Origin of the sequence: Rummeliibacillus pycnus, from assembly GCF_002884495.1 — a bacterium.
In the GTDB taxonomy this organism is placed as follows: domain Bacteria; phylum Bacillota; class Bacilli; order Bacillales_A; family Planococcaceae; genus Rummeliibacillus; species Rummeliibacillus pycnus.
Genome location: NZ_KZ614145.1, coordinates 1,910,809 through 1,931,757 on the forward strand (window position 1 = coordinate 1,910,809; position 20,949 = coordinate 1,931,757).

At 35.8% G+C, this 20,949-nt stretch carries 20 protein-coding genes; all 20 read right to left on the reverse strand.

Features of this window, described 5'->3' with window-relative positions:
• Positions 1-3: 3 nt before the first annotated feature.
• Positions 4-282, reverse strand: a complete 279-nt coding sequence (locus CEF14_RS09495; protein WP_102692622.1) for a DUF503 domain-containing protein — start codon at positions 280-282, stop codon at positions 4-6.
• Positions 282-2,558: a translation initiation factor IF-2 gene (gene infB, locus CEF14_RS09500; protein WP_102692623.1), complete on the reverse strand. Its 2,277-nt coding sequence runs from the start codon at positions 2,556-2,558 to the stop codon at positions 282-284. Before infB ends, CEF14_RS09495 begins: the two co-directional genes overlap by 1 nt.
• A gap of 14 nt (positions 2,559-2,572) precedes the next feature.
• Positions 2,573-2,884 carry a YlxQ family RNA-binding protein gene (locus CEF14_RS09505; protein WP_102692624.1) on the reverse strand — a complete coding sequence of 104 codons (312 nt, stop codon included), beginning with the start codon at positions 2,882-2,884 and terminating at the stop codon, positions 2,573-2,575.
• Positions 2,881-3,159, reverse strand: a complete 279-nt coding sequence (gene rnpM, locus CEF14_RS09510; RefSeq protein WP_102692625.1) for an RNase P modulator RnpM — start codon at positions 3,157-3,159, stop codon at positions 2,881-2,883. Before rnpM ends, CEF14_RS09505 begins: the two co-directional genes overlap by 4 nt.
• Before the next feature lie 77 nt (positions 3,160-3,236).
• Complete coding sequence (nusA, locus tag CEF14_RS09515) at positions 3,237-4,376, reverse strand: transcription termination factor NusA (RefSeq protein WP_102692626.1); 1,140 nt, start codon at positions 4,374-4,376, stop codon at positions 3,237-3,239.
• Between the two features lie 20 nt (positions 4,377-4,396).
• Positions 4,397-4,879 carry a ribosome maturation factor RimP gene (gene rimP, locus CEF14_RS09520; protein WP_102692627.1) on the reverse strand — a complete coding sequence of 161 codons (483 nt, stop codon included), beginning with the start codon at positions 4,877-4,879 and terminating at the stop codon, positions 4,397-4,399.
• A gap of 129 nt (positions 4,880-5,008) precedes the next feature.
• Positions 5,009-9,343 (reverse strand): PolC-type DNA polymerase III, encoded by a 4,335-nt coding sequence (locus CEF14_RS09525; protein WP_102692628.1) that lies wholly within the window; start codon positions 9,341-9,343, stop codon positions 5,009-5,011.
• Positions 9,344-9,491: 148 nt separating this feature from the next.
• Entirely contained in the window at positions 9,492-11,198 is a 1,707-nt protein-coding gene (locus tag CEF14_RS09530; protein WP_102692629.1) for a proline--tRNA ligase, read from the reverse strand.
• A 154-nt stretch (positions 11,199-11,352) separates the two neighbouring features.
• Positions 11,353-12,612, reverse strand: a complete 1,260-nt coding sequence (gene rseP / locus CEF14_RS09535; protein ID WP_102692630.1) for an RIP metalloprotease RseP — start codon at positions 12,610-12,612, stop codon at positions 11,353-11,355.
• Between the two features lie 42 nt (positions 12,613-12,654).
• Entirely contained in the window at positions 12,655-13,800 is a 1,146-nt protein-coding gene (gene dxr / locus CEF14_RS09540) for a 1-deoxy-D-xylulose-5-phosphate reductoisomerase (RefSeq protein WP_102692631.1), read from the reverse strand.
• Between the two features lie 14 nt (positions 13,801-13,814).
• A complete protein-coding gene (locus CEF14_RS09545; protein WP_102692632.1) occupies positions 13,815-14,609 on the reverse strand; it encodes a phosphatidate cytidylyltransferase in 795 nt (264 codons plus the stop codon).
• A 6-nt stretch (positions 14,610-14,615) separates the two neighbouring features.
• Positions 14,616-15,401: an isoprenyl transferase gene (locus tag CEF14_RS09550; RefSeq protein ID WP_102692633.1), complete on the reverse strand. Its 786-nt coding sequence runs from the start codon at positions 15,399-15,401 to the stop codon at positions 14,616-14,618.
• Between the two features lie 282 nt (positions 15,402-15,683).
• Complete coding sequence (gene frr, locus CEF14_RS09555) at positions 15,684-16,241, reverse strand: ribosome recycling factor (RefSeq protein ID WP_102692634.1); 558 nt, start codon at positions 16,239-16,241, stop codon at positions 15,684-15,686.
• Positions 16,241-16,966, reverse strand: coding sequence for a UMP kinase (gene pyrH, locus CEF14_RS09560; RefSeq protein ID WP_102692635.1), 726 nt, complete (start codon positions 16,964-16,966; stop codon positions 16,241-16,243). Before pyrH ends, frr begins: the two co-directional genes overlap by 1 nt.
• A 93-nt stretch (positions 16,967-17,059) precedes the next feature.
• Positions 17,060-17,944: a translation elongation factor Ts gene (tsf, locus tag CEF14_RS09565; RefSeq protein ID WP_102692636.1), complete on the reverse strand. Its 885-nt coding sequence runs from the start codon at positions 17,942-17,944 to the stop codon at positions 17,060-17,062.
• A gap of 99 nt (positions 17,945-18,043) precedes the next feature.
• The gene (gene rpsB, locus CEF14_RS09570) at positions 18,044-18,766 is read right to left on the reverse strand and encodes a 30S ribosomal protein S2 (protein ID WP_102692637.1); all 723 of its coding nucleotides are present in this window, start codon (positions 18,764-18,766) and stop codon (positions 18,044-18,046) included.
• A 148-nt stretch (positions 18,767-18,914) separates the two neighbouring features.
• A complete protein-coding gene (locus CEF14_RS09575; RefSeq protein ID WP_102692638.1) occupies positions 18,915-19,448 on the reverse strand; it encodes a helix-turn-helix domain-containing protein in 534 nt (177 codons plus the stop codon).
• A gap of 8 nt (positions 19,449-19,456) precedes the next feature.
• On the reverse strand, positions 19,457-19,765 hold the full coding sequence (locus CEF14_RS09580) for an RNA polymerase subunit sigma (RefSeq protein WP_102692639.1): 309 nt from the start codon (positions 19,763-19,765) through the stop codon (positions 19,457-19,459).
• A gap of 19 nt (positions 19,766-19,784) precedes the next feature.
• The gene (locus tag CEF14_RS09585; RefSeq protein ID WP_102692640.1) at positions 19,785-20,558 is read right to left on the reverse strand and encodes a FliA/WhiG family RNA polymerase sigma factor; all 774 of its coding nucleotides are present in this window, start codon (positions 20,556-20,558) and stop codon (positions 19,785-19,787) included.
• A gap of 89 nt (positions 20,559-20,647) precedes the next feature.
• Complete coding sequence (locus CEF14_RS19035) at positions 20,648-20,869, reverse strand: hypothetical protein (RefSeq protein WP_170061494.1); 222 nt, start codon at positions 20,867-20,869, stop codon at positions 20,648-20,650.
• Positions 20,870-20,949: the final 80 nt, after the last annotated feature.

The following is a 20,949-nucleotide window of genomic DNA, read 5'->3' on the forward strand; positions in this document are numbered from 1 at the left end:
TTTCTATAAAAACTCTCGTTGTATGTTGAGACATTGCCATTCAGGATTTGATTCGAGAAAAGCAATAGCACGACCTAGCTCTTTTTCTGCTGCTTGTTGTGAGGATGCAACGGAAACAAGTGCTAAAAGGGTTCTTTGCCAAACATCTTGATAATCAATTTCCGCTATGGAGACATTGTATTTTTGTTTTGTACGAGTAATCATACGTTGTAATACAGCTCTTTTCTCCTTTAGCGAATGTGCAGAAGGGACGAAGAATTCACACTCTGCATAAATGATCATTAGCGTTTAATCTCTTCCATGATAAATGCTTCAATTTCGTCTCCAACTTTAATATCATTGTAGTCCTTAATTGTGAAACCACATTCATAACCTTTCGCAACTTCTTTAGCATCATCTTTGAAACGTTTTAGAGAATCTAATTCACCTTCAAATATTACAATACCATCGCGGATTACTCGAACGCCACTATCACGTGTTAATTTACCTTCAGTTACATAACCACCAGCAATTGTACCTACTTTAGATACTTTAAATGTTTCACGGATTTCAGCAGCTCCGATTACTTTTTCCTCAAATTCTGGATCAAGCATACCTTTCATGGCAGCTTCAATTTCTTCGATTACTTTATAAATGATTCTATGAAGACGAATATCTACGCCTTCTGCTTCAGCAGCACGTTTTGCATTAACATCTGGACGAACATTAAAGCCAATGACAATCGCATTAGATGCGGCTGCAAGTGAGATATCAGATTCAGTGATTGCACCAGCACCTGTATGAATAATCTTCACGTTTACGCCTTCTACATCAATTTTCATAAGAGATGCTGCCATAGCTTCAACAGTACCTTGAACATCTGCCTTAACGATTAAATTTAATTCCTTCATATCGCCTTGTTTCATTTGTTCAAATAAGTTATCCAGTGTTACACGTTGTTTTTCTGAACGTTGTGCTTGAATTGCTGTAGCTTCACGAGCTTCACCAACTTGACGTGCTGTTTTTTCATCTTCGAATACAACAAAACGGTCACCAGCTTGTGGTACTTCATTTAAGCCTGTAATCTCAACTGGTGTTGATGGTCCAGCAGATTTTACCCGACGACCTACATCGTTAACCATAGCACGGACACGGCCGTATGTATGACCTACTACGATTGGATCGCCTACATGTAAAGTACCATTTTGTACTAATAGTGTAGCAACTGAACCGCGACCTTTATCTAATTGCGCTTCAATAACAGAACCAATTGCACGACGTTTTGGATTCGCTTTTAATTCACCTACTTCAGAAACCAATAAAATCATTTCTAATAATTGGTCAATTCCTTCACCTTTTAAAGCAGAAATTGGAACAAAGATTGTATCGCCACCCCAATCTTCAGGAATCAAACCATGTTCAGTTAATTCTTGCATGACACGATCCGGGTTTGCAGTTGGTTTATCCATTTTGTTGACAGCAACAATAATTGGCACTTCTGCAGCTTTGGCATGGTTAATCGCTTCAATTGTTTGAGGCATTACACCATCATCAGCTGCTACAACTAAAATAGTTAAATCGGTAATTTTTGCTCCGCGTGCTCGCATAGTTGTAAACGCAGCATGTCCTGGTGTATCTAAGAAAGTAATTTTTTTGTCTTTTACAACTACTTGATAAGCACCAATATGTTGTGTAATACCACCAGCTTCTCCTTCAGTTACTTTTGTATTACGAATTGAATCCAATAATGTTGTTTTACCATGGTCAACGTGACCCATGATTGTTACAACTGGAGGACGTTCTTTGATATCTGCTTGGTTTTCATTTTCGTCTTCTTCGAAATAAGTATCAAGGTCTGTAACATCAATACGTACTTCTTCTTCTACTTCTACACCGTAATCAGCACATATTAACTCAATTGCATCTTGATCCAATTCTTGGTTAATTGTAGCCATTACTCCTAACATAAATAGCTTTTTAATAATTTCAGATGGTTCGCGTCCTAATTTTTTTGCTAAATCTCCAACTGTTAACGATTCAAAGAAAGTGATTTTTTCTGGTAGTTCTTTCTTAACAGCTGGTTGTGGTGCAGGTTGCGGACGATTTTTACGACGTTGTCCGCCATGGATACCTGGTTTTCTCTTTTGATTAAAGTTACGGTTGCCGCCTTGAGAATTTCCTCCACGACCTCCGCGATTGTTATTATTACCGTTATTATTTGAACGGCCTTGACTATTATTTGTGTTTTGTTTTGATTTTGAATGTTCTCTTGAAGTCGAATTATTATTCATAGTACTTCCTTGGGTATTTTTTTGTTTTGTTTGAGCAGTGCTAGAAGAGTTGTGCTCTTTACTTGCTACAGGACGAGTTCCTGGCTGTCCTTTAGATTGTTCATTATGATGAGTTGGTTGTGTACTTCTATTCTTTTTATATACACCATCCAATTTGCTAATTGCTTCTATTTCTAACATAGACATATGGTTTTTTACGTCAATTTGGAGCTTGGATAATTGTTCAATTACTTCTTTACTTGACTTACTTACTTGTTTCGCATATTCATGAACACGTAATTTTGTCATGTATTCACCCCCGGTTAGATTTCGTTGAGTAGCTCGGATAGTTTTTTTGCAAAACCACTATCCATAATAGCTACGGAAACTCTCGCCTCCCTACCAATAGCGTGTCCAAGAAGATCTCTTGTCGCAAATTCATGTAGCTCAACGTTAAAAGACTTACATTTATCTTGCATTTTTTTTCGTGTATTTTTTGAAGCATCCTGTGATAGAATCACAAGTTTTGCTTTTTGTCCACGTACTTCTTTTATTACTTGTTCTTCTCCGGTAACCACTTTACGAGCACGAGCAGCTAACCCTAATAAATTATAGATTGCTTGTTCTGGATTCATGCTGATGGTTCCTTACGAACGATTGCCATTAGATCATCATACACTTGTTCTGGAATTTTCACTTCAAGTTGACGCTCAAATACATTTTTTTCCTTAGCTGTTTTAATGGCTGCTTCTGATTTTGAAACATATGCACCACGGCCGGATTTTTTACCTGTTAGGTCAACAGTGACTTCTCCTTCTTGTGTACGAACGACACGAATCATTTCTTTCTTTGGAAGCATTTCGCCTGTAGCGATACACTTTCTTAAAGGTACTTTACGGTTAATCGGCATCAGAACTCACCTTTCTTCTGTCGTTAAGAGATGATTGGTAAGGAAAAGTATAATCCTACCAATCATACTACTCTTAATTATTCTTCGTCGTCTTTATATAAGTCCACTTCTACTTCATCAATATTAGTCGGTTCATGATCTTCATAAACATCAGTTTGCACTTCTTGACGAGGATAAATTCCTAATTCTCTTGCATCTGTTTCACTTTTAATATCAATTTTCCATCCAGTAAGTTTTGCAGCTAGTCTTGCATTTTGACCTCGTTTACCAATTGCTAAAGATAATTGATAATCAGGGACTACAACTGTTGTAGATTTTTCTTCTTCATTTACTTGTACGTCTAAAACTTGAGAAGGACTTAAAGCATTAGCAACGAAAACAACTGGATCTTCAGACCACTCTACAATGTCGATTTTTTCATCGTGTAATTCGTTAACAATAGCTTGAACTCGAGCACCCTTCGCACCTACACAAGAGCCAACTGGATCCACTTCATCGTTGTGAGCTACAACAGAAATTTTAGAACGATCACCAGCTTCACGCGCGATTGACTTAATTTCTACAGTTCCTTCAAAGATTTCTGGTACTTCAAGTTCAAATAAGCGGCGTAATAGACCTGGATGAGTACGAGAAACGAATACTTGAGGACCTCTAGAAGTACGTTCAACTTTCGTAATATACACTTTAATACGATCATGAGGTTTATAAACTTCACCTGGAATTTGTTCGTTTTGTGGAAGAACAGCTTCTATTTTACCAATTCCCACATAAATATTACGCGCATCTAAACGTTCTACAACACCATTAATGATATCATCTGCACGATCTACATATTCTTCATATACGATGCCTCGTTCTGCTTCACGGAAACGTTGTGTAACAATTTGTTTTGCAGTTGTTGCTGCAATTCGTCCAAAGTTACGTGGTGTTTCTTCTTCTTCAACAACGTCGCCTAATTCATAATTAGGGTTAATTCTTTTTGCATCTTCTAAAGAAATTTGTAAACGTTCATCTTCCACTTCTTCGACAACATCTTTACGAGAATATAAATGCATAGTGCCACGTTCTAAATTCAAGTCTACACGAACATTTGCAGCTTGGTTATAATTCTTTTTATATGCATTTATTAGTGCTGCTTCTATTGCTTCAACGATTACCTCTTTAGAGATACCTTTCGCTTCAAGTGCATTTAATGCACCGACTAATTCCTTACTCATTGTCTATTTCACTCCTAAAGTTAACGTTCTGCTGAAAAATCAATTGCTAATCTTGCTTTTGCAATTTTATCTTTCGGGATGAGAACTGTAATTTTCCTTGTCTTAATCTGAACAGCCAGTTCAGCACCTTCGTCTGTGTATGATTTTAAATATCCTTCAAATTCTTTCATACCATTAATGGCTTCATATGATTTAATATGCACAAATTGATTAATTGCTTTATCAAAATCCGCATCTTTTTTTAGTGGACGCTCTGCCCCTGGAGAGGAAACTTCAAGAAAATAATTTTGTTCAATTGGATCAACTTCATCCAGTTTTACACTAAGTAATTCACTTACTTGAGCACATTGCTCAATGTCAATATTTCCTTCAGGAGTATCCACATAAACGCGTAGAAACCAATCGCGACCTTCTTTGACAAATTCTACTTCGACTAATTCAAGATTTAGGCTTTCTACTATTGGCGTTACTAATTGTTCTACTTCAGTTATGACTTTGCTCATACAATCCTCCTGACTCACATAGTTGTCATAACAACAGAAAAGAGCGGGAAATCCCACTCTTTTGCTGCCGTTCTATCAACAAATAATTGACTAAATTATAACACAATTAAGCAGCAAATGCAAATGACTCTAGAAGAGAGACAATTGATTAGCATCTGGTAGTCCTTCCAAGCATCCTAATTTATCCATATACTCAATGAGCGTTTTAGATACGCGACCTCGAATTTGCAGATCCTCTTTAGATAGGAACTCACCTTCTTCTCTGGCTTTTTCAATAGCATATGCAACGTTATTTCCAAGACCCGGAATAGCATTGAATGGTGGAATTAAACTTTGACCATCAATTACAAATTCTGTAGCTTTGGAACGGTATAAATCAACTTTTTGGAATGACATGCCACGTTCACACATTTCAAGTGCTAATTCCAACACAGTCAATAAACTTTTTTCCTTTGTGGAAGCGTCTAAACCTTTTGCTTCAATCTCTTCAATATGCGCACGAATCATTTGTGAACCGTTCACCATCGCGATCAAATCGAAGTCATCAGCGCGTACAGTAAAATATGCACAATAATAAACGATTGGGAAGTGTACTTTAAAGTATGCGATTCGAACAGCCATTAATACATAAGCTGCAGCATGAGCTTTCGGGAACATGTATTTAATTTTTTTACAAGAGTCAATGTACCATTCTGGGACATTTTCTTTCCGCATTGCAGCTTCCATATCCTCAGTTAACCCTTTCCCTTTACGAACATGTTCCATTATTTTAAATGCTAATGATGGTTCAAGGCCTTGATAAATTAAATAAACCATTATATCATCACGACAACCTATAACCTCAGATAAGACACATGTCCCGTTTTCGATTAATTCACTAGCATTTCCTAACCATACATCCGTTCCATGTGATAAGCCTGAAATTTGAACAAGTTCGGAGAAAGTTGAAGGTTTTGTTTCCTCTAACATTTGACGTACAAATCTTGTTCCGAATTCCGGTATCCCAAGAGTGCCTGTTTTACAATTAATCTGTTCAGCTGTGACTCCTAAAGATTCTGGACCTGTGAAAATTTTCATCACTTCTGGATCATCTGTTGGAATCGTTTTTGGATCAATACCTGTTAAATCCAGTAACATACGAATAACAGTCGGATCATCGTGTCCAAGTATATCAAGCTTTAATACATTGTCATGGATAGAATGGAAATCAAAATGTGTTGTTCTCCACTCAGCATCTTGTGCATCTGCTGGATATTGGAAAGGTGAGAAATCGTAAATGTCCATATAATCAGGTACTACGATAATACCACCCGGATGCTGACCTGTTGTTCGTTTTACTCCAGTACATCCTTGTACGAGTCGATCAACTTCTGCACCACGGAAATTGAGATTATTGTCTGCTGCATAGCCCTTTACGTAACCATATGCAGTTTTTTCAGCAACTGTACCAATTGTTCCCGCACGATACGCATAATCTTCACCGAATAATACTTTTGTATAGTTGTGGGCACGTGGTTGATAACTACCACTAAAGTTTAAATCGATATCAGGTACTTTATCCCCTTTAAAACCTAAGAAAGTTTCAAAAGGAATATCATGTCCATCTTTTTTATAGGGTGTACCACATTCAGGGCAATCTTTATTCGGTAAGTCAAAACCCGAACCTACCGAACCATCATTGAAGAATTCAACATGTTGGCAATTTGGGCATATATAATGTGGTGGTAAAGCATTGACCTCTGTAATCTCCATCATTGTTGCAACAAGTGATGAGCCTACAGAACCACGCGAACCTACTAAATATCCATCAGTTAATGATTTTTTTACAAGCTTATGTGCAATCAGATAGATAACAGAGAATCCATGTCCAATAATAGAGCCCAATTCTTTTTCAAGGCGTGCCTCTACTATTTCCGGGAGATTAGGTCCATAAATTTTATGAGCCATTGCATAACTCATTTCACGAACGGTTTCTTCTGCGCCTTGGATTCTTGGGGTGTATAACTTATCTTTTACTGGTACAACATCCCCTATCATATCTGCTATTTTTTGAGAATTTGTGACAACAATCTCTTTTGCTATATCTTCACCCAAAAACGCAAAATCTTGCAACATCTCATCTGTAGTTCGTAAATGAACTTTTGGTAGTTCATAGCGATTTAATGGATTCGCACCACCTTGTGAACGTAATAGAATTTTACGAAAAATCGCGTCATTTTCACTTAAATAATGCACATTACCTGTTGCTACAACTGGTTTATCTAATTTCTTACCAATTTTCACAATTTTACGTATGATATCTTCTAAATTCCATTCATCACGAATTAGCTCTGCTTCAATTAAAGGTGCATAAACTTCTTTTGGATGTACTTCTAAGTAATCATAGAACTTTGCTACTTCCATTGCTTCATCCATTGATTTTTGCATAACTGCTGTGAAAAATTCACCTTTATCACACGCTGAACCTACAAGCAATCCTTGGCGATATTTTTGTAGGGATGAACGTTTTATCCTTGGAACACGATAGAAAGTTTGGACATGTGATTCACTTACTAGCTTAAATAGATTTTTTAACCCATCATTATCAATTGCTAAAATCGTACAGTGTGTAGGACGCGCTCTTTTAAATGCATCTCCTTCACCTATATGTTTGTTGAAGTCATCATGATATTTAATATCATGTTCATCTGCTTCTTTTAATAAATGCAACAGTAAATAACCAGTGGCTTCTGTATCGTAAATAGCACGGTGATGTTGTGTTAAATCAATATTGAATTTTTTACATAACGTATTTAATCGATGATTTTTCATTTCTGGATGTAAAAAACGTGCAAGCTCTAAAGTATCAATTACAGGATGATGGAAATCATCAATCCCTGCTTGTTTATAAGCTTCATAAAGAAAACCAATATCAAACGTTGCATTATGTGCTACAACAATAGCACCCCCTATAAATTCATGGAATTTTGCAATCATATCTACAACTTCAGGAGCATCTCTTACCATATCATCAGTGATACTTGTTAACTCAATGGTTGTTGCTGAAAGTGGATGATGTGGATTGGCAAAACTTTCGAATGTATCAATTACTTCACCATTCTTTATTTTTACCGCTGCAAGTTCAATAATCGTATCATATGCCGCTGATAATCCAGTTGTTTCTACGTCAAATACTACGAATGTTTCTTCTTCTAGTAAACGGTGTTGATCATCGTAGGCAATCGGTACACCATCATTTACTAAATTTGCTTCAATTCCATAAATAATCTTAATCCCGTGTTTTTTACCTGCATTATAAGCATCAGGAAAAGATTGTACAACTGCATGATCAGTAATTGCGATAGCTGGATGTCCCCATTTTGCAGCTTGTCCAACTAGTGAATCTACTGAGGAAACTGCATCCATTTGACTCATCGGTGTATGCAAATGCAACTCTACACGTTTTTCTTCTTCTGGTGCTTTATCCACTCTGAATATTGGTTTTATCTCAACCATATCTTGAGCCATTACGATTAAATCACGAACAAATGTATCATTTTGAACTGACCCACGAACTTTTAACCACATTCCTTTTTTAGCCATTTGCATAAGAGCTGCATCCTCTTTATCACGAGAGAACATTTTAACTAAAATAGAATCGGTGTAATCAGTTAACTTAATGGTTAATAAAGAACGGCCGCTTCGTAATTCTTTTACTTCAACATCGAAAACAAATCCTTCAATTACTATGCGTCGTTCCTCATCTTGTATTTGGTGAATTTCCATTATAGGTTCATCTGATTTAATCGGGATACCCAATTGGAAAGGTCTGTCGCCAGCCTCAGCCAACTCAGGAGATTCCTGTTTTTCTTTTTCGCGTTTTTGCATATCCATAACAGCCTGCTGAGCAAAAGCAGCTTCTTCTTTACGGCGCTGTTCAAGAAACGCCTGTTGCTGTTCCTTTAAATCCTCTGTTGATTCCTTTAGCTGAAAATCAATGGTCATATGTGGAAATCCATATTGCATATATCGCTTGGAAATAACCTCCGCATATTTACTTTTTAATGTCATCAATTGAAATTCTTGTTGACAGTTGAGCAAAAGTTTTTGACCATTCCATTCAGGAAATTGTTTGGCTAAACCTTCTCTTAACGGAGGAGACATTTCATCAATTTCTTCCACTATTTTGAGCCAATAATCTGAGATAAGTTCTTGTGACAATTGTTGATTTACTGCACGAATGTCAACGACTACATTTGCAATTCGAGTGAACGCAGCATCTAAACGCATTTGAAAATCTTGATATACACGAAAAGGCAATATATTTTGGAATTTCAATGAAAAGCGCCAAATGCGGTCTGTTTTATGAACCGTCATACGTGTCATTTCAGCCGACTCAAAAAATGGCATAAAGACATCTTCTGTCATGTTAATCTGTTGTAATAAGAGCTGGAATTTTAATTTTGAATCTTGTTCGTTCGCCATCTTCCCACCTACTTTCTTCACTAGATATTCGAACGAGTATTATTAAACAACTTGAAATTCAACAATATTATATAATAGAGCCGTTAAATAAAGAAAAGAAAGTACAAATAGTACTTCCTCTCCTAAAATACCCTTTAGCAATTGTTAATTACTCAGCGTGAAAGAAATTATTTAAGCGATCGACAAGTTCTTCTTTCGCCCATTCGAATGTTTCGCCTGTTTGACGGAATTTAACTTCAACAATACCTTCTGAAGCTTTTTTACCAACTGTTACTCGTACTGGTAATCCAATTAAATCGGCATCAGCAAACTTAACTCCTGCACGCTCTTTACGATCATCATATAATACATCATATCGATAAGATTGAAGTAACTTGTAAAGATCCTCTGTTAAACTTTTTTGTACTTCGTCTTTTTCATTTACTGAAATTAAGTGAATATCGTATGGTGCCACTTGTTTAGGCCATACAAATCCGTAGCTATCTTGGAATTGTTCTGCTACAGCAGCCATTACGCGAGAAACACCAATACCATAGCATCCCATAATAAATGGTTGTGAACGACCATTTTCATCTAAGTATGTTGCTTTCATCGCATCACTATATTTTGTACCTAATTTAAAGACATGTCCGACTTCAATTCCTTCTGCGAATTTGATAGTTCCTTTGCCATCTGGCGTTGGGTCACCAACTTGTACAAAACGTAAGTCTTCATAACGATCAATAGCAAAATCTCTACCTGGGTTTACATTGATATAATGATAGCCATCTTCATTTGCACCACAAGCACCATTGCGGATTGATTTAATAGCATTATCTGCTATTACTTTTACATTGACTGGTAGTTTTACAGGACCTAAAGAACCTACATGACAATTTAATAATTCAAAAACAGCAGCTTCATCTGCCAATTCAACAGTTTCAGCGTCTAATGCATGTTTTAGTTTAATATCATTAATTTCATGATCACCACGAGCAAGAACTACAACTAAATCACCATCTACATTAAAGACTAATGTTTTGATGCATTCTTCTGGTTTTACATTTAGGAACGTAGCTACTTCTTCAATTGTTTTTTGATCTGGTGTTTCTACTTTTTCTAAATCCTTCATTTCTTCACTTGAATGTGTATATTCTACGTTTACTTCAGCCATTTCAATATTAGCTGCATAGTCTGTTTCATCAGAGTATGCAATTGTATCTTCACCAATTTCAGATAATACCATAAATTCATGTGTATCTGTACCACCAATAGAACCAGAGTCGGCGATTACAGCACGGAATTTCAAACCAAGACGAGTGAATATATTTGTATAGGCTTTCACCATATCTTGATAAGTTTCATCTAAACTTTCTTGATTAGCATGGAAAGAATATGCATCTTTCATGATAAATTCTCGACCACGTAGTAAGCCAAAACGAGGACGTTTTTCATCTCGGAATTTAGTTTGAATTTGATATAAAGTTAATGGTAATTTTTTATATGACTTTACTTCATCACGTACTAGCGAAGTAATTACTTCTTCATGAGTTGGACCAAGTGCAAATTGACGATCATGACGGTCTGTTAAACGCATTAATTCAGGTCCATAAGCTTCCCAACGACCCGATTCTTGCCAAAGTTCAGCTTGTTGCAATGAAGGCATTAATAATTCCACAGCTCCTGCTGCATCCATTTCTTCACGAACAATTTGTTCAATTTTTTGTAATACTTTAATTCCTAATGGTAAGTATGAATATACGCCACTTGTATTTTGGCGGATAAAACCTGCACGTAATAAGAGCTGATGAGACTTAACGTCTGCATCAGCAGGTACTTCGCGCAAAGTTGGGATAAATGTTTTACTTTGTTTCATCAAAAAAACCTCACTTTGAGCTATATTTAATTAGTTTAACTTTTTCAGCAATGTCTGTCACCTGTATTATTTTGATTACAGAACATCAAAAGTAGTCCAAACACACACTGAAATGCTTATTTCTTCTTAATGATGTCGCAGATTACCATCAAATCTAAAAGAAGAATCGTTGTATATCATTCCAGGTCACCGCAAGCATAAGTATCATTAATAGTACAATCCCAACGAAATGTACCATCCCTTCTTTTTGGCGATCGACTGGTTTACCACGAACGGCTTCAAAACCAAAGAATAATAAGCGACCACCATCTAATGCTGGTAAAGGCAATAAGTTCATGATGCCTAAGTTAATACTTAGGACAGCTGCCCAGTTCATAATATTAACAATACCATATTTAGCAACCTCTTCAGTTGCTTTATAAATACCAACAGGACCCGATAATGCGTTAATCGTAAATCCACCGGTAATTAGAGATCCGAGAATGGTGAAAATTTTAATAATCCAATGATATGTTTCTGTAAAACCAAATGAAATTGCTTTCAATGGATTTTTTTCAACAGGACTTTGATATTGAACACCAATTTGACCAATTGATTGTCCATCAATTGTCTTTTCAGTTGGCGTTACATTAATGGTTTTATGACCACTATCACGTTTAACATCCAATGTTAATTGTTTATCAGGATTGTTTTGAATTGCATCTGATAGTTCTTGCCAACTACTAATAGACTTTCCATTTATGGATGTGATCAAGTCACCTTTTTCTAGACCTGCATTTGAGGCAGGACTATTTTTTACCACACCTGCAATAACCGGTTCGTATGTTGGTACACCCTGCATTAATGCAATAGCAATAAACACTACAATTGAAAGTATAAAGTTAAACAATGGGCCAGCAAAAATTGTCATTGCTCTTTTACCCACTGATTTAGAATTAAATTGACGGTCATATGGTGCAATAATAAGTTCGCTACCATTTTCTTCGATAACCGCATTGCGCGCTATTTTGTAACGTACAAGCTTCTCATCTTCATCATAACCTTCAACCCATAAATCTTTTTGAAGATCTGCCTTTTCCACCTCAAGGAATAACATGTCAGGTAATTGCTTGTTTTGATTTAAAACGATTTTCGTTACTTCGTTTTGATCATTCAACAACATTCCAATTCGATAACCTGGTTGAAGCTCAACCACATCTGCATCGTCTCCTGCCATACGGACATAACCACCCATTGGCAATAAGCGAATGGTATACAATGTTTCGCCTTTATTGATCCCTAATATTTTGGGACCAAAGCCAATTGCAAATTCACGCACTAATATTCCAGAACGTTTTGCAAAGATGAAGTGTCCTAGTTCATGGAAAAACACGATGGAACCGAATACTATGATGAATGCAATGATTGATTGCATGGAATCCCACCTTTTTCAGCTTGTGTAAAATCACTACTATTGCTATTTTAGCATGGTTTGAACTGTTTTTCTCGTTTCTTTATCAACATGTAAAATAGTTTCTAAATCTGGATGTTGAATGTTAACATGATCGTTCATCATTCTTTCGATAATGTCTTCAATTTCTAGGAATTTAATTTTTTCTTGCAAAAAGGCACCTACTGCAGCCTCATTTGCAGCATTCATTACCGTTAAAATAGTACCACCCATTCTACCAGCTTGATACGCAAAATCTAAGCAACGGAAACGATTTAAATCAACATTTTCGAAATGCAATTGCCCAATCTTCGCTAAATCTAATCTTTCTGCAGTCCGTCTTGGTAATCTCTCAGGATAACTTAAAGCATATTGAATGGGAGTACGCATGTCAGGTGTTCCTAATTGAGCCATTATACTTGTATCATGATATTCAACCATGGAGTGAATAATGCTTTCTCTATGGATTAAAACATCAATTTGATCATAAGGCATGTCATATAAGACCGATGCTTCAATTACTTCTAATCCTTTGTTCATTAATGTAGCTGAATCGATCGTAATTTTGGCTCCCATTGACCAATTTGGATGATTTAAGGCTTCTTTAATCGTTACATTTTTTAAATCTTCACGTTTTTTATCGCGGAAGCTTCCACCTGATGCTGTTAAAATTAGTCGTGAAATGGAATTACGATTTTCACCTTGCATTGATTGCCAAAGAGCTGAGTGTTCACTATCTACTGGTAATATTGGTGCTCCATATTTTTTTGCTTCACTCATTACCAAGTGCCCAGCAGTCACTAATGTTTCTTTATTAGCAATTGCTATTGCTTTTTTTTCTCGTATAGCTGCCAATGTTGCTTCAAGGCCAATACTTCCTAATACAGCATTTAATAAAACATTTCCATCTGAAAAAGTAGCTACATCGACTAACCCTTTTGCCCCATAAGTGAAGTCAATATTAGGAAACTCTTTTGAAAGAATTTGTGCATCTTCCTCTAATTGTACTGATACTAATTTGGGATTAAACTCAAGAATAATTTCTCTCGTTTTTTCGATATTTTTCCCTGCTGCGAATGCCACAATTTCGAATTCATCTGCATGTTCTCTTACAATATCTAGTGTTTGTAAGCCAATAGAGCCAGTTGCTCCTAATAAGCTAATTGATTTCATTTAAAAAATCTCCCTTATCCAATAAAGTGAAAGAAATAGAGCAAAGGTAAAACGAATAGTAGACTATCAAAACGGTCTAAAATCCCCCCATGCCCAGGAAGTAATTTCCCAGAATCCTTCACACCATAATGCCGTTTAATTGCTGATTCTACTAAATCACCTAATTGCCCAAATATAGAAGCTACGATTGTGACAATCATTAATGTTAAATATGATTTATCTAGTCCTGCAATCAATTGGAAAATAACTGCAGAAATAATTGCTACAACTATTCCTCCAATAAAACCTTCAACTGTTTTATTTGGTGAAATCTCTGGCCATAATTTATGTTTACCAATCTTTCTTCCTATGAAGTATGCTCCTGAATCCGTAGACCATACAATAACTAATGCATAAACAACAAATGCTAATCCTTCTGTACGTGTAGTAATAAAGAAGTGAAATCCTATTCCCACATAAAAGGCACTAGCTATTAAAAATCCAACGTCATCGAATGTAAATTTGTTTTTTACAATTACTGAATAAATCAACAATAATATTACAAATATGAATACATATTCAATTTTTGAATAAGATGTTATAATTTGGACTCGTTTACTCCAATCATTTGGCATTAAAATAACAAACAATGCAAATAATGTGACGATCCCTGGTAATGAGAATAGTGATATTCCTCTCATTTTCAATATTTCATATAATCCTATAGCTGCCATTGCGTATATCAAAATGGTAAATGGTAATTGGCCATAGATAATGAATGGTATAAACAGTGCAGCAGCAATTACCGCTGTAATAATACGCTGTTTCAATCTTCCTTATTCTCCTTTCAATCCACCATATCGGCGATTGCGTTTTTGATAGTCTTTGATAGCATCAAAAAAGGCATGTTCGTCAAAGTCTGGCCATAGGATTTCCGTAAACCAAAATTCTGTGTAAGCAAGTTGCCATAACATAAAATTACTTAAACGAATTTCTCCACTCGTCCGAATTAATAAATCAGGGTCAGGTAAATTAGCAGTCATAAGTTCTGATGTGATATTATGTTCGGTAATATCTGATACTTCCAAGTCTCCATCCTTAATTTTTTTTGCTATTCGTTGCATAGCAAGTACTAATTCTGTTCGACTGCCGTAATTCAATGCAAAGTTAAGGACCATTCCTGTGTTATCTTTTGTTTGTTCCATAGCGTTTTGAACAGCACGCTGTGTATGATCTGGTAAAACATCCATTTCACCAATCATTTCGATTCGAATATTTAGCTCCATTAATTCAGGTAAAAATGAACCTAAAAATTCTTCAGGTAAACGCATCAAAAATTCTACTTCTTTTCTTGGACGTTTCCAGTTTTCTGTTGAAAAAGCATATAAAGTAATTGCTTTTACTCCGATTGCATTTGCAGCTCGTGTAATTTTACGTACGTTTTTCATACCTTCATGATGCCCAGCAACACGAGGTAATGCACGTTTTTTCGCCCATCTACCGTTTCCATCCATAATAATTGCAATATGGGCAGGTACTTCTTCATTTGAAATCTCTGAAATTCGTTCCTGTAAATCTTGACTGTGTTTATCTGATTTTCCCCATATGAGTTTGTTTAACATTTAGAATCCTCCACTAACTTACAAATCGGAACGTATACTACTTCTATCATATCAAAAATACGGATTTTTTTCCTTAATCTTAACAAAAAAAGACGTCCCTGTACTTATAGGACGTCTTAAAAAACACAAGGTTCTAAAAAATCAATTACGCCTCTCGTAATTACTTCCAGATTTGAATTTATTTTTCAACATTCTAAACCTGTGACATCTGCAAGAGACTTTCATTTTCATGAGCAATTGTTTATAGAAAAATCGCTACTAAGCTCTTTTCTATACGAAGTGTTAGACAGACATAATTTCGCTTTCTTTTTCTTTTGCAATTTGGTCTACTTTCACAATATTTGCATCTGTTAGTTTTTGGATATCATCTGAATAGCCACGTAAATCATCTTCTGTAATTTCGCCAGCTTTTTCTAATTTCTTAAATTCATCATTAGCATCACGGCGAACATTACGAACAACAACTTTTGCTTCTTCGGCTTCTTTTTTCACTAACTTTACTAGTTCTTTACGACGTTCCTCTGTCAAGGCTGGAATTGTCAATCGAATAACATTACCATCGTTTGTTGGTGTAATACCAATATCAGATTTTAATAATGCTTTTTCAATTTCGCCAAGAACTGTTTTGTCATAAGGCTGAATAACTAATAATCGTGCTTCTGGAATTGAAATACCCGCTAATTGATTAATTGGTGTAGGTGCACCATAATAATCAACAGTTACGTGGTCTAGTAATGAGGCATTTGCTCGTCCAGCACGAATAGTTGCTAATGCACGATTAAATGCTTGAATCGATTTCGTCATTTTTTCTTCAGCTTTTGCAATAACTTCTTTTGACATTATGAATTCCTCCTAACAACTGTTCCGATTGTTTCGCCCAATACAGCACGTTTAATATTACCGTTTTCAGTAATAGAGAACACGATTAATGGAATATCATTATCCATACATAATGTGGATGCTGTTGAATCCATTACTTGCAATCCTTGTTGAATTACCTCTAAGTATGTTAGATTATCATATTTTACTGCATCTGCATTCGTTTTTGGATCTGCAGAGTATACGCCATCTACGTTGTTTTTAGCCATTAAAATGACATCTGCATTAATCTCAGCTGCGCGTAATGCTGCTGTTGTGTCTGTAGAGAAGTAAGGGTTTCCTGTGCCAGCCGCAAAAATAACTACACGTTTTTTTTCTAAGTGACGAACCGCTTTTCTACGGATATATGGTTCTGCCACTTGCGTCATCACAATTGATGACTGTACTCGTGTTGGAACGCTAAGATTTTCAAGTGAATCTTGAAGTGCTAATGCATTCATAACTGTTGCTAACATACCCATGTAATCAGCATTTGCACGTTCCATGCCCATTTCAGCTCCAATTTTCCCTCTCCAAATGTTTCCGCCACCGACTACTAGGGCTACTTCTACCCCTAGATCAACAACTTCTTTTACTTGTTCTGCTACTGATTTAACAATTTTAGGTGATAAGCCAAAGCCTTCTTCTCCAGCAAGAGCTTCTCCACTAAGTTTAATGACTACTCTTTTGTACTGTGGCATACTCATTGGAACCTCCATCATGCTTTTTTTCTTGAAAAAGAGGGAACACGATAAGCTGTGCTCCCTACTTTTTTTCATAAATATTAAATAAAAACGTTATTATTTACCTTTAACTTGGCTCATTACTTCTTCAGCGAAATTATCTTCACGTTTTTCGATACCTTCACCAACTTCATAACGTACGAATGAAGTTAAAGTACCTCCAACAGATTTTACAAAATCGCCAACTTTTTGATCTGGGTTTTTAACAAATGCTTGATCAAGAACACAGATTTCTTCGAAGTATTTACGTAAACGACCTTCTACCATTTTAGCTACAATGTTTTCTGGTTTGCCTTCGTTAAGTGCTTGTTCAGTTAAAACTTTACGTTCGTGAGCAATTTCATCTTCTGAAACTTGGTCATGTGCGATGTATTTAGGATTTAATGCAGCGATATGCATTGCAACGTCTTTAGCTGCATCTGCATCAGTTGTACCTTCAACTACAGCTAATACACCAATACGTCCACCCATGTGTAAGTAAGCACCAAATGCATCTGCATCAGTTTTTGTTGCAACAGTGAAACGACGAAGTGTAATTTTTTCACCGATTGTAGCAATTGCTGAAGAAATATGGTCAGCAACTTTCACACCATTTTCCATAGTTGTTTCTAATGCTTCTTCTACAGTTGCTGGTTTAGCAGCTAGTAAGTGATCAGCTAATTCTTTAACTAAAGTTTTGAAACCTTCGTTTTTAGCAACGAAATCAGTTTCAGCGTTAACTTCTAAAAGTACTGCGTCATTACCTTTTACTTCGATGTATGTTGTACCTTCTGCAGCTACGCGATCTGCTTTTTTAGCTGCTGAAGATAATCCTTTTTCACGTAGGAAGTCGATTGCTGCTTCCATATCTCCATCAACTTGTACTAATGCTTTTTTACAATCCATCATACCAGCACCAGTTTTTTCACGTAATTCTTTAACCATTTTTGCAGTTACTGCCATTGATAGTTCCTCCTTATAAATTCATATGAAATTATTATCATTCTCAAAAAAAGGTGATAAGAGGGTTTAGCCGCTTATCACCTGTTTTCTAATCAGAAATTACTCAGCTGCAACCTCTTCAGCTGGAACTGCTTCTTCTTCACCTTGTTTAGATTCGATTAAAGCATCAGCCATTTTTGCAGTGATTAACTTAACTGCGCGAATTGCGTCATCGTTTGAAGGAATAACGTAATCGATTTCATCAGGATCACAGTTAGTATCGACCATAGCTACTAATGGAATGTTTAATTTGCGAGCTTCTGCAACAGCAATACGTTCTTTGCGTGGGTCTACTACGAACATTACATCTGGTAGATCATGCATATCACGGATACCGCCTAAGAATTTAACAAGACGTTCGTGTTGTTTTTTAAGTTGAACAACTTCTTTTTTAGGTAGAACTTCGAAAGTTCCATCTTCTTCCATTTTTTCGATTTCTTTCAAACGTGCAACACGTTTTTGAATAGTACCGAAGTTTGTAAGAGTACCACCTAACCAACGTTGGTTAATGTAGTAGTTACCTGAGCGTTCTGCTTCTTCTTTAATAGCTTCTTGAGCTTGTTTTTTAGTACCAACGAAAAGAACTTTACCACCATCTTGGCCAACTTGGCGCATGAAGTCGTAAGCTTCTTCTAATTTTTTAACTGTTTTTTGTAAATCGATAATGTAGATACCGTTACGTTCAACAAAAATGTATTTTTTCATTTTTGGGTTCCAACGGCGAGTTTGGTGACCGAAATGTACACCAGCTTCTAGTAATTGTTTCATTGAAATTACTGACATGAGTGTTTCCTCCTGATATGGTTTTTTGTCCTCCGTATTCGTCATCTGTAGGAGCAACTCATTGAGCACCCTCTCCATGCATCGGAATACGTGTGTAATGTAACACCACTTGATAATATATCATACAGTCTTGTCCTATGCAACCTTTTTAGTGTTGGAATTTCAGTAATAGCTCAATTTCAGTTTTTCCTTTTTGCAACATTTTAGCAATTTCATCAATAGTCTTCCCGCTACGATACAATTCTTGAATTTGTTCATGTAATGTTAGTTGTTTGGATTTTTCAACAATATGTGGCACAGCATTTTGTGGAGCGATAGAACTATTTTTATATGCTTTAGTAGCAACATTTCTAGGCGTATTAAAAGTTGGCACTATCACTTCTTCTTCTGAAAATTGATTATAATTTACTTCATTTGTATTGTTCTCTTTTGTTTTATGCATATTCATATTTTCTTCTATTGGTTTATTGCTATTTATCAATGTTAATTCTTTTATTAAGCGATTATTTTCGTCTCGCATTTCTGCTAAGTAAGCGCCAACAGCATTATCCATTTCATCTTTTAATTGTTGCTGACTCTTTTCGACTTCTCTTAGTCTATTAATTTTTGTATACAATAAAATAATGAAATAAAAACTCAATAGTTGCGCAATAAATAAAATCGCCAAAATTGTTCCTACCATTATATCTCCTATCCGCTAAAATCCACAAAGTGTCCTTTGAAAGGATGTTGGATCTCAGCAAGAGCCACAGATTGATGCTTCTTTTTTTGCTCTTGCTGCTTATTATTTTTACTTTCACTCGATGAATCATTTTCGCTAATTTGAGCAGATTGATTACTTTCTAAAGCTTTCGTTCTATTTCGTTCTATTTGTTTTTGTAATGACTGATTAGCTAAATCTTGGCTAGTATACACATGTTGCTGAGCTTCTTCCGTGAGTTTCCCTGCTTCAAACGTTTTAGGTAATGCAATCTGTAATTCTACGCTTTTTAAGCTCATACATTTTGTCTCCTATGTACTACACATTTTGCATTTCGGCTGTTAATAAATTGCGTAATTTATAAAGCGCTTTTGAATGTATTTGCGATATTCTAGATGTGGAGAGATGGAGCATCTCTCCAATTTCAGTCAGTGTTAACTCCTCTGTATAAAATAAACTTAATACTTGTTGTTCTTTGTCATTTAATTTTAATATATTTTTTTCTAAATCATCTATTAATTCGGAACGAACAATTTCTTGTTCTGGTGTACGTATATGAGTATCCCTTATTGCAAATGTCTTAACTTCAGCATCATCTGGATCTGAAGAATGCTCATCCATCGATAATATATTTGACATAAAATGTTCTTGCATTGTTTGATATACTTCATCTACATTCATGCCTAATTCTTTAGCAACTTCTTCTGGTGTAACATGACGTTGTAATTGTTGTTCCATTGCTTCAATTTGCGCTTCTAATTTTTTTGATTTCTCTCTAGCAGATCTTGGCAACCAATCTTCCTTTCTAAGTCCATCGATTATTGCACCACGGACTCGGAAAGAGGCATATGTATCAAACTTTAAATCTCTTGTAATATCAAATTTATTAAGTGCGTCAAATAATCCCATCATGCCAAGGCTTGTCAATTCATCTCTCGATACATTTTTGGGTAAACCCGTGCTAATACGTTGTACATGATAAGAGACGAGTGGAGTATATTTTTTTATTAACAAATCTCCTGCACGAGGATCACGTTCAGCTGCCCAGCTTTGCCAAAGCTTTTGTTCTTCATTTGAAGTTGGTTGCATCATCGAATCCTCCTCGTTGTCTTTAATAATAACATGTCTATTATATCAAAACTTTACTATAAAAGGGAGCTAAAATAGGCTCCCTTTTAAAATTATTCGTCATTTGACATCATTGTTTTGACAGCTTTCGCCAATGCTTCTGCTTGATCTTCGCTCGGGATACCGGAAGACTTTTCTTTCATAGAATGTTGAGCTTCCTCAACCTCATCGGTTTTTTCAGTTGTCTTTTCTTTATCATCTGCTGATTCTTCATCAGATGGAGTGTACATAACAAATGCAACAATAAAACGAACTACATATGTTAGTAAAAACACAATGATAGCAACTATAATTGAATGAATAATAATACTTGTTGGAGTTTCAGATGATCGGAAATTTATAAAAAAATAAATTG

Excerpts from the sequence above, each read along its gene's own strand:
- CEF14_RS09495 (WP_102692622.1), bottom strand. The coding sequence starts at position 282 with ATGATCATTTATGCAGAGTGTGAATTCTTCGTCCCTTCTGCACATTCG.
- infB (WP_102692623.1), bottom strand. The coding sequence starts at position 2,558 with ATGACAAAATTACGTGTTCATGAATATGCGAAACAAGTAAGTAAGTCA.
- CEF14_RS09505 (WP_102692624.1), bottom strand. The coding sequence starts at position 2,884 with ATGAATCCAGAACAAGCAATCTATAATTTATTAGGGTTAGCTGCTCGT.
- rnpM (WP_102692625.1), bottom strand. The coding sequence starts at position 3,159 with ATGCCGATTAACCGTAAAGTACCTTTAAGAAAGTGTATCGCTACAGGC.
- nusA (WP_102692626.1), bottom strand. The coding sequence starts at position 4,376 with ATGAGTAAGGAATTAGTCGGTGCATTAAATGCACTTGAAGCGAAAGGT.
- rimP (WP_102692627.1), bottom strand. The coding sequence starts at position 4,879 with ATGAGCAAAGTCATAACTGAAGTAGAACAATTAGTAACGCCAATAGTA.
- CEF14_RS09525 (WP_102692628.1), bottom strand. The coding sequence starts at position 9,343 with ATGGCGAACGAACAAGATTCAAAATTAAAATTCCAGCTCTTATTACAA.
- CEF14_RS09530 (WP_102692629.1), bottom strand. The coding sequence starts at position 11,198 with ATGAAACAAAGTAAAACATTTATCCCAACTTTGCGCGAAGTACCTGCT.
- rseP (WP_102692630.1), bottom strand. The coding sequence starts at position 12,612 with ATGCAATCAATCATTGCATTCATCATAGTATTCGGTTCCATCGTGTTT.
- dxr (WP_102692631.1), bottom strand. The coding sequence starts at position 13,800 with ATGAAATCAATTAGCTTATTAGGAGCAACTGGCTCTATTGGCTTACAA.
- CEF14_RS09550 (WP_102692633.1), bottom strand. The coding sequence starts at position 15,401 with ATGTTAAACAAACTCATATGGGGAAAATCAGATAAACACAGTCAAGAT.
- frr (WP_102692634.1), bottom strand. The coding sequence starts at position 16,241 with ATGTCAAAAGAAGTTATTGCAAAAGCTGAAGAAAAAATGACGAAATCG.
- pyrH (WP_102692635.1), bottom strand. The coding sequence starts at position 16,966 with ATGAGTATGCCACAGTACAAAAGAGTAGTCATTAAACTTAGTGGAGAA.
- tsf (WP_102692636.1), bottom strand. The coding sequence starts at position 17,944 with ATGGCAGTAACTGCAAAAATGGTTAAAGAATTACGTGAAAAAACTGGT.
- rpsB (WP_102692637.1), bottom strand. The coding sequence starts at position 18,766 with ATGTCAGTAATTTCAATGAAACAATTACTAGAAGCTGGTGTACATTTC.
- CEF14_RS09575 (WP_102692638.1), bottom strand. The coding sequence starts at position 19,448 with ATGGTAGGAACAATTTTGGCGATTTTATTTATTGCGCAACTATTGAGT.
- CEF14_RS09580 (WP_102692639.1), bottom strand. The coding sequence starts at position 19,765 with ATGAGCTTAAAAAGCGTAGAATTACAGATTGCATTACCTAAAACGTTT.
- CEF14_RS09585 (WP_102692640.1), bottom strand. The coding sequence starts at position 20,558 with ATGATGCAACCAACTTCAAATGAAGAACAAAAGCTTTGGCAAAGCTGG.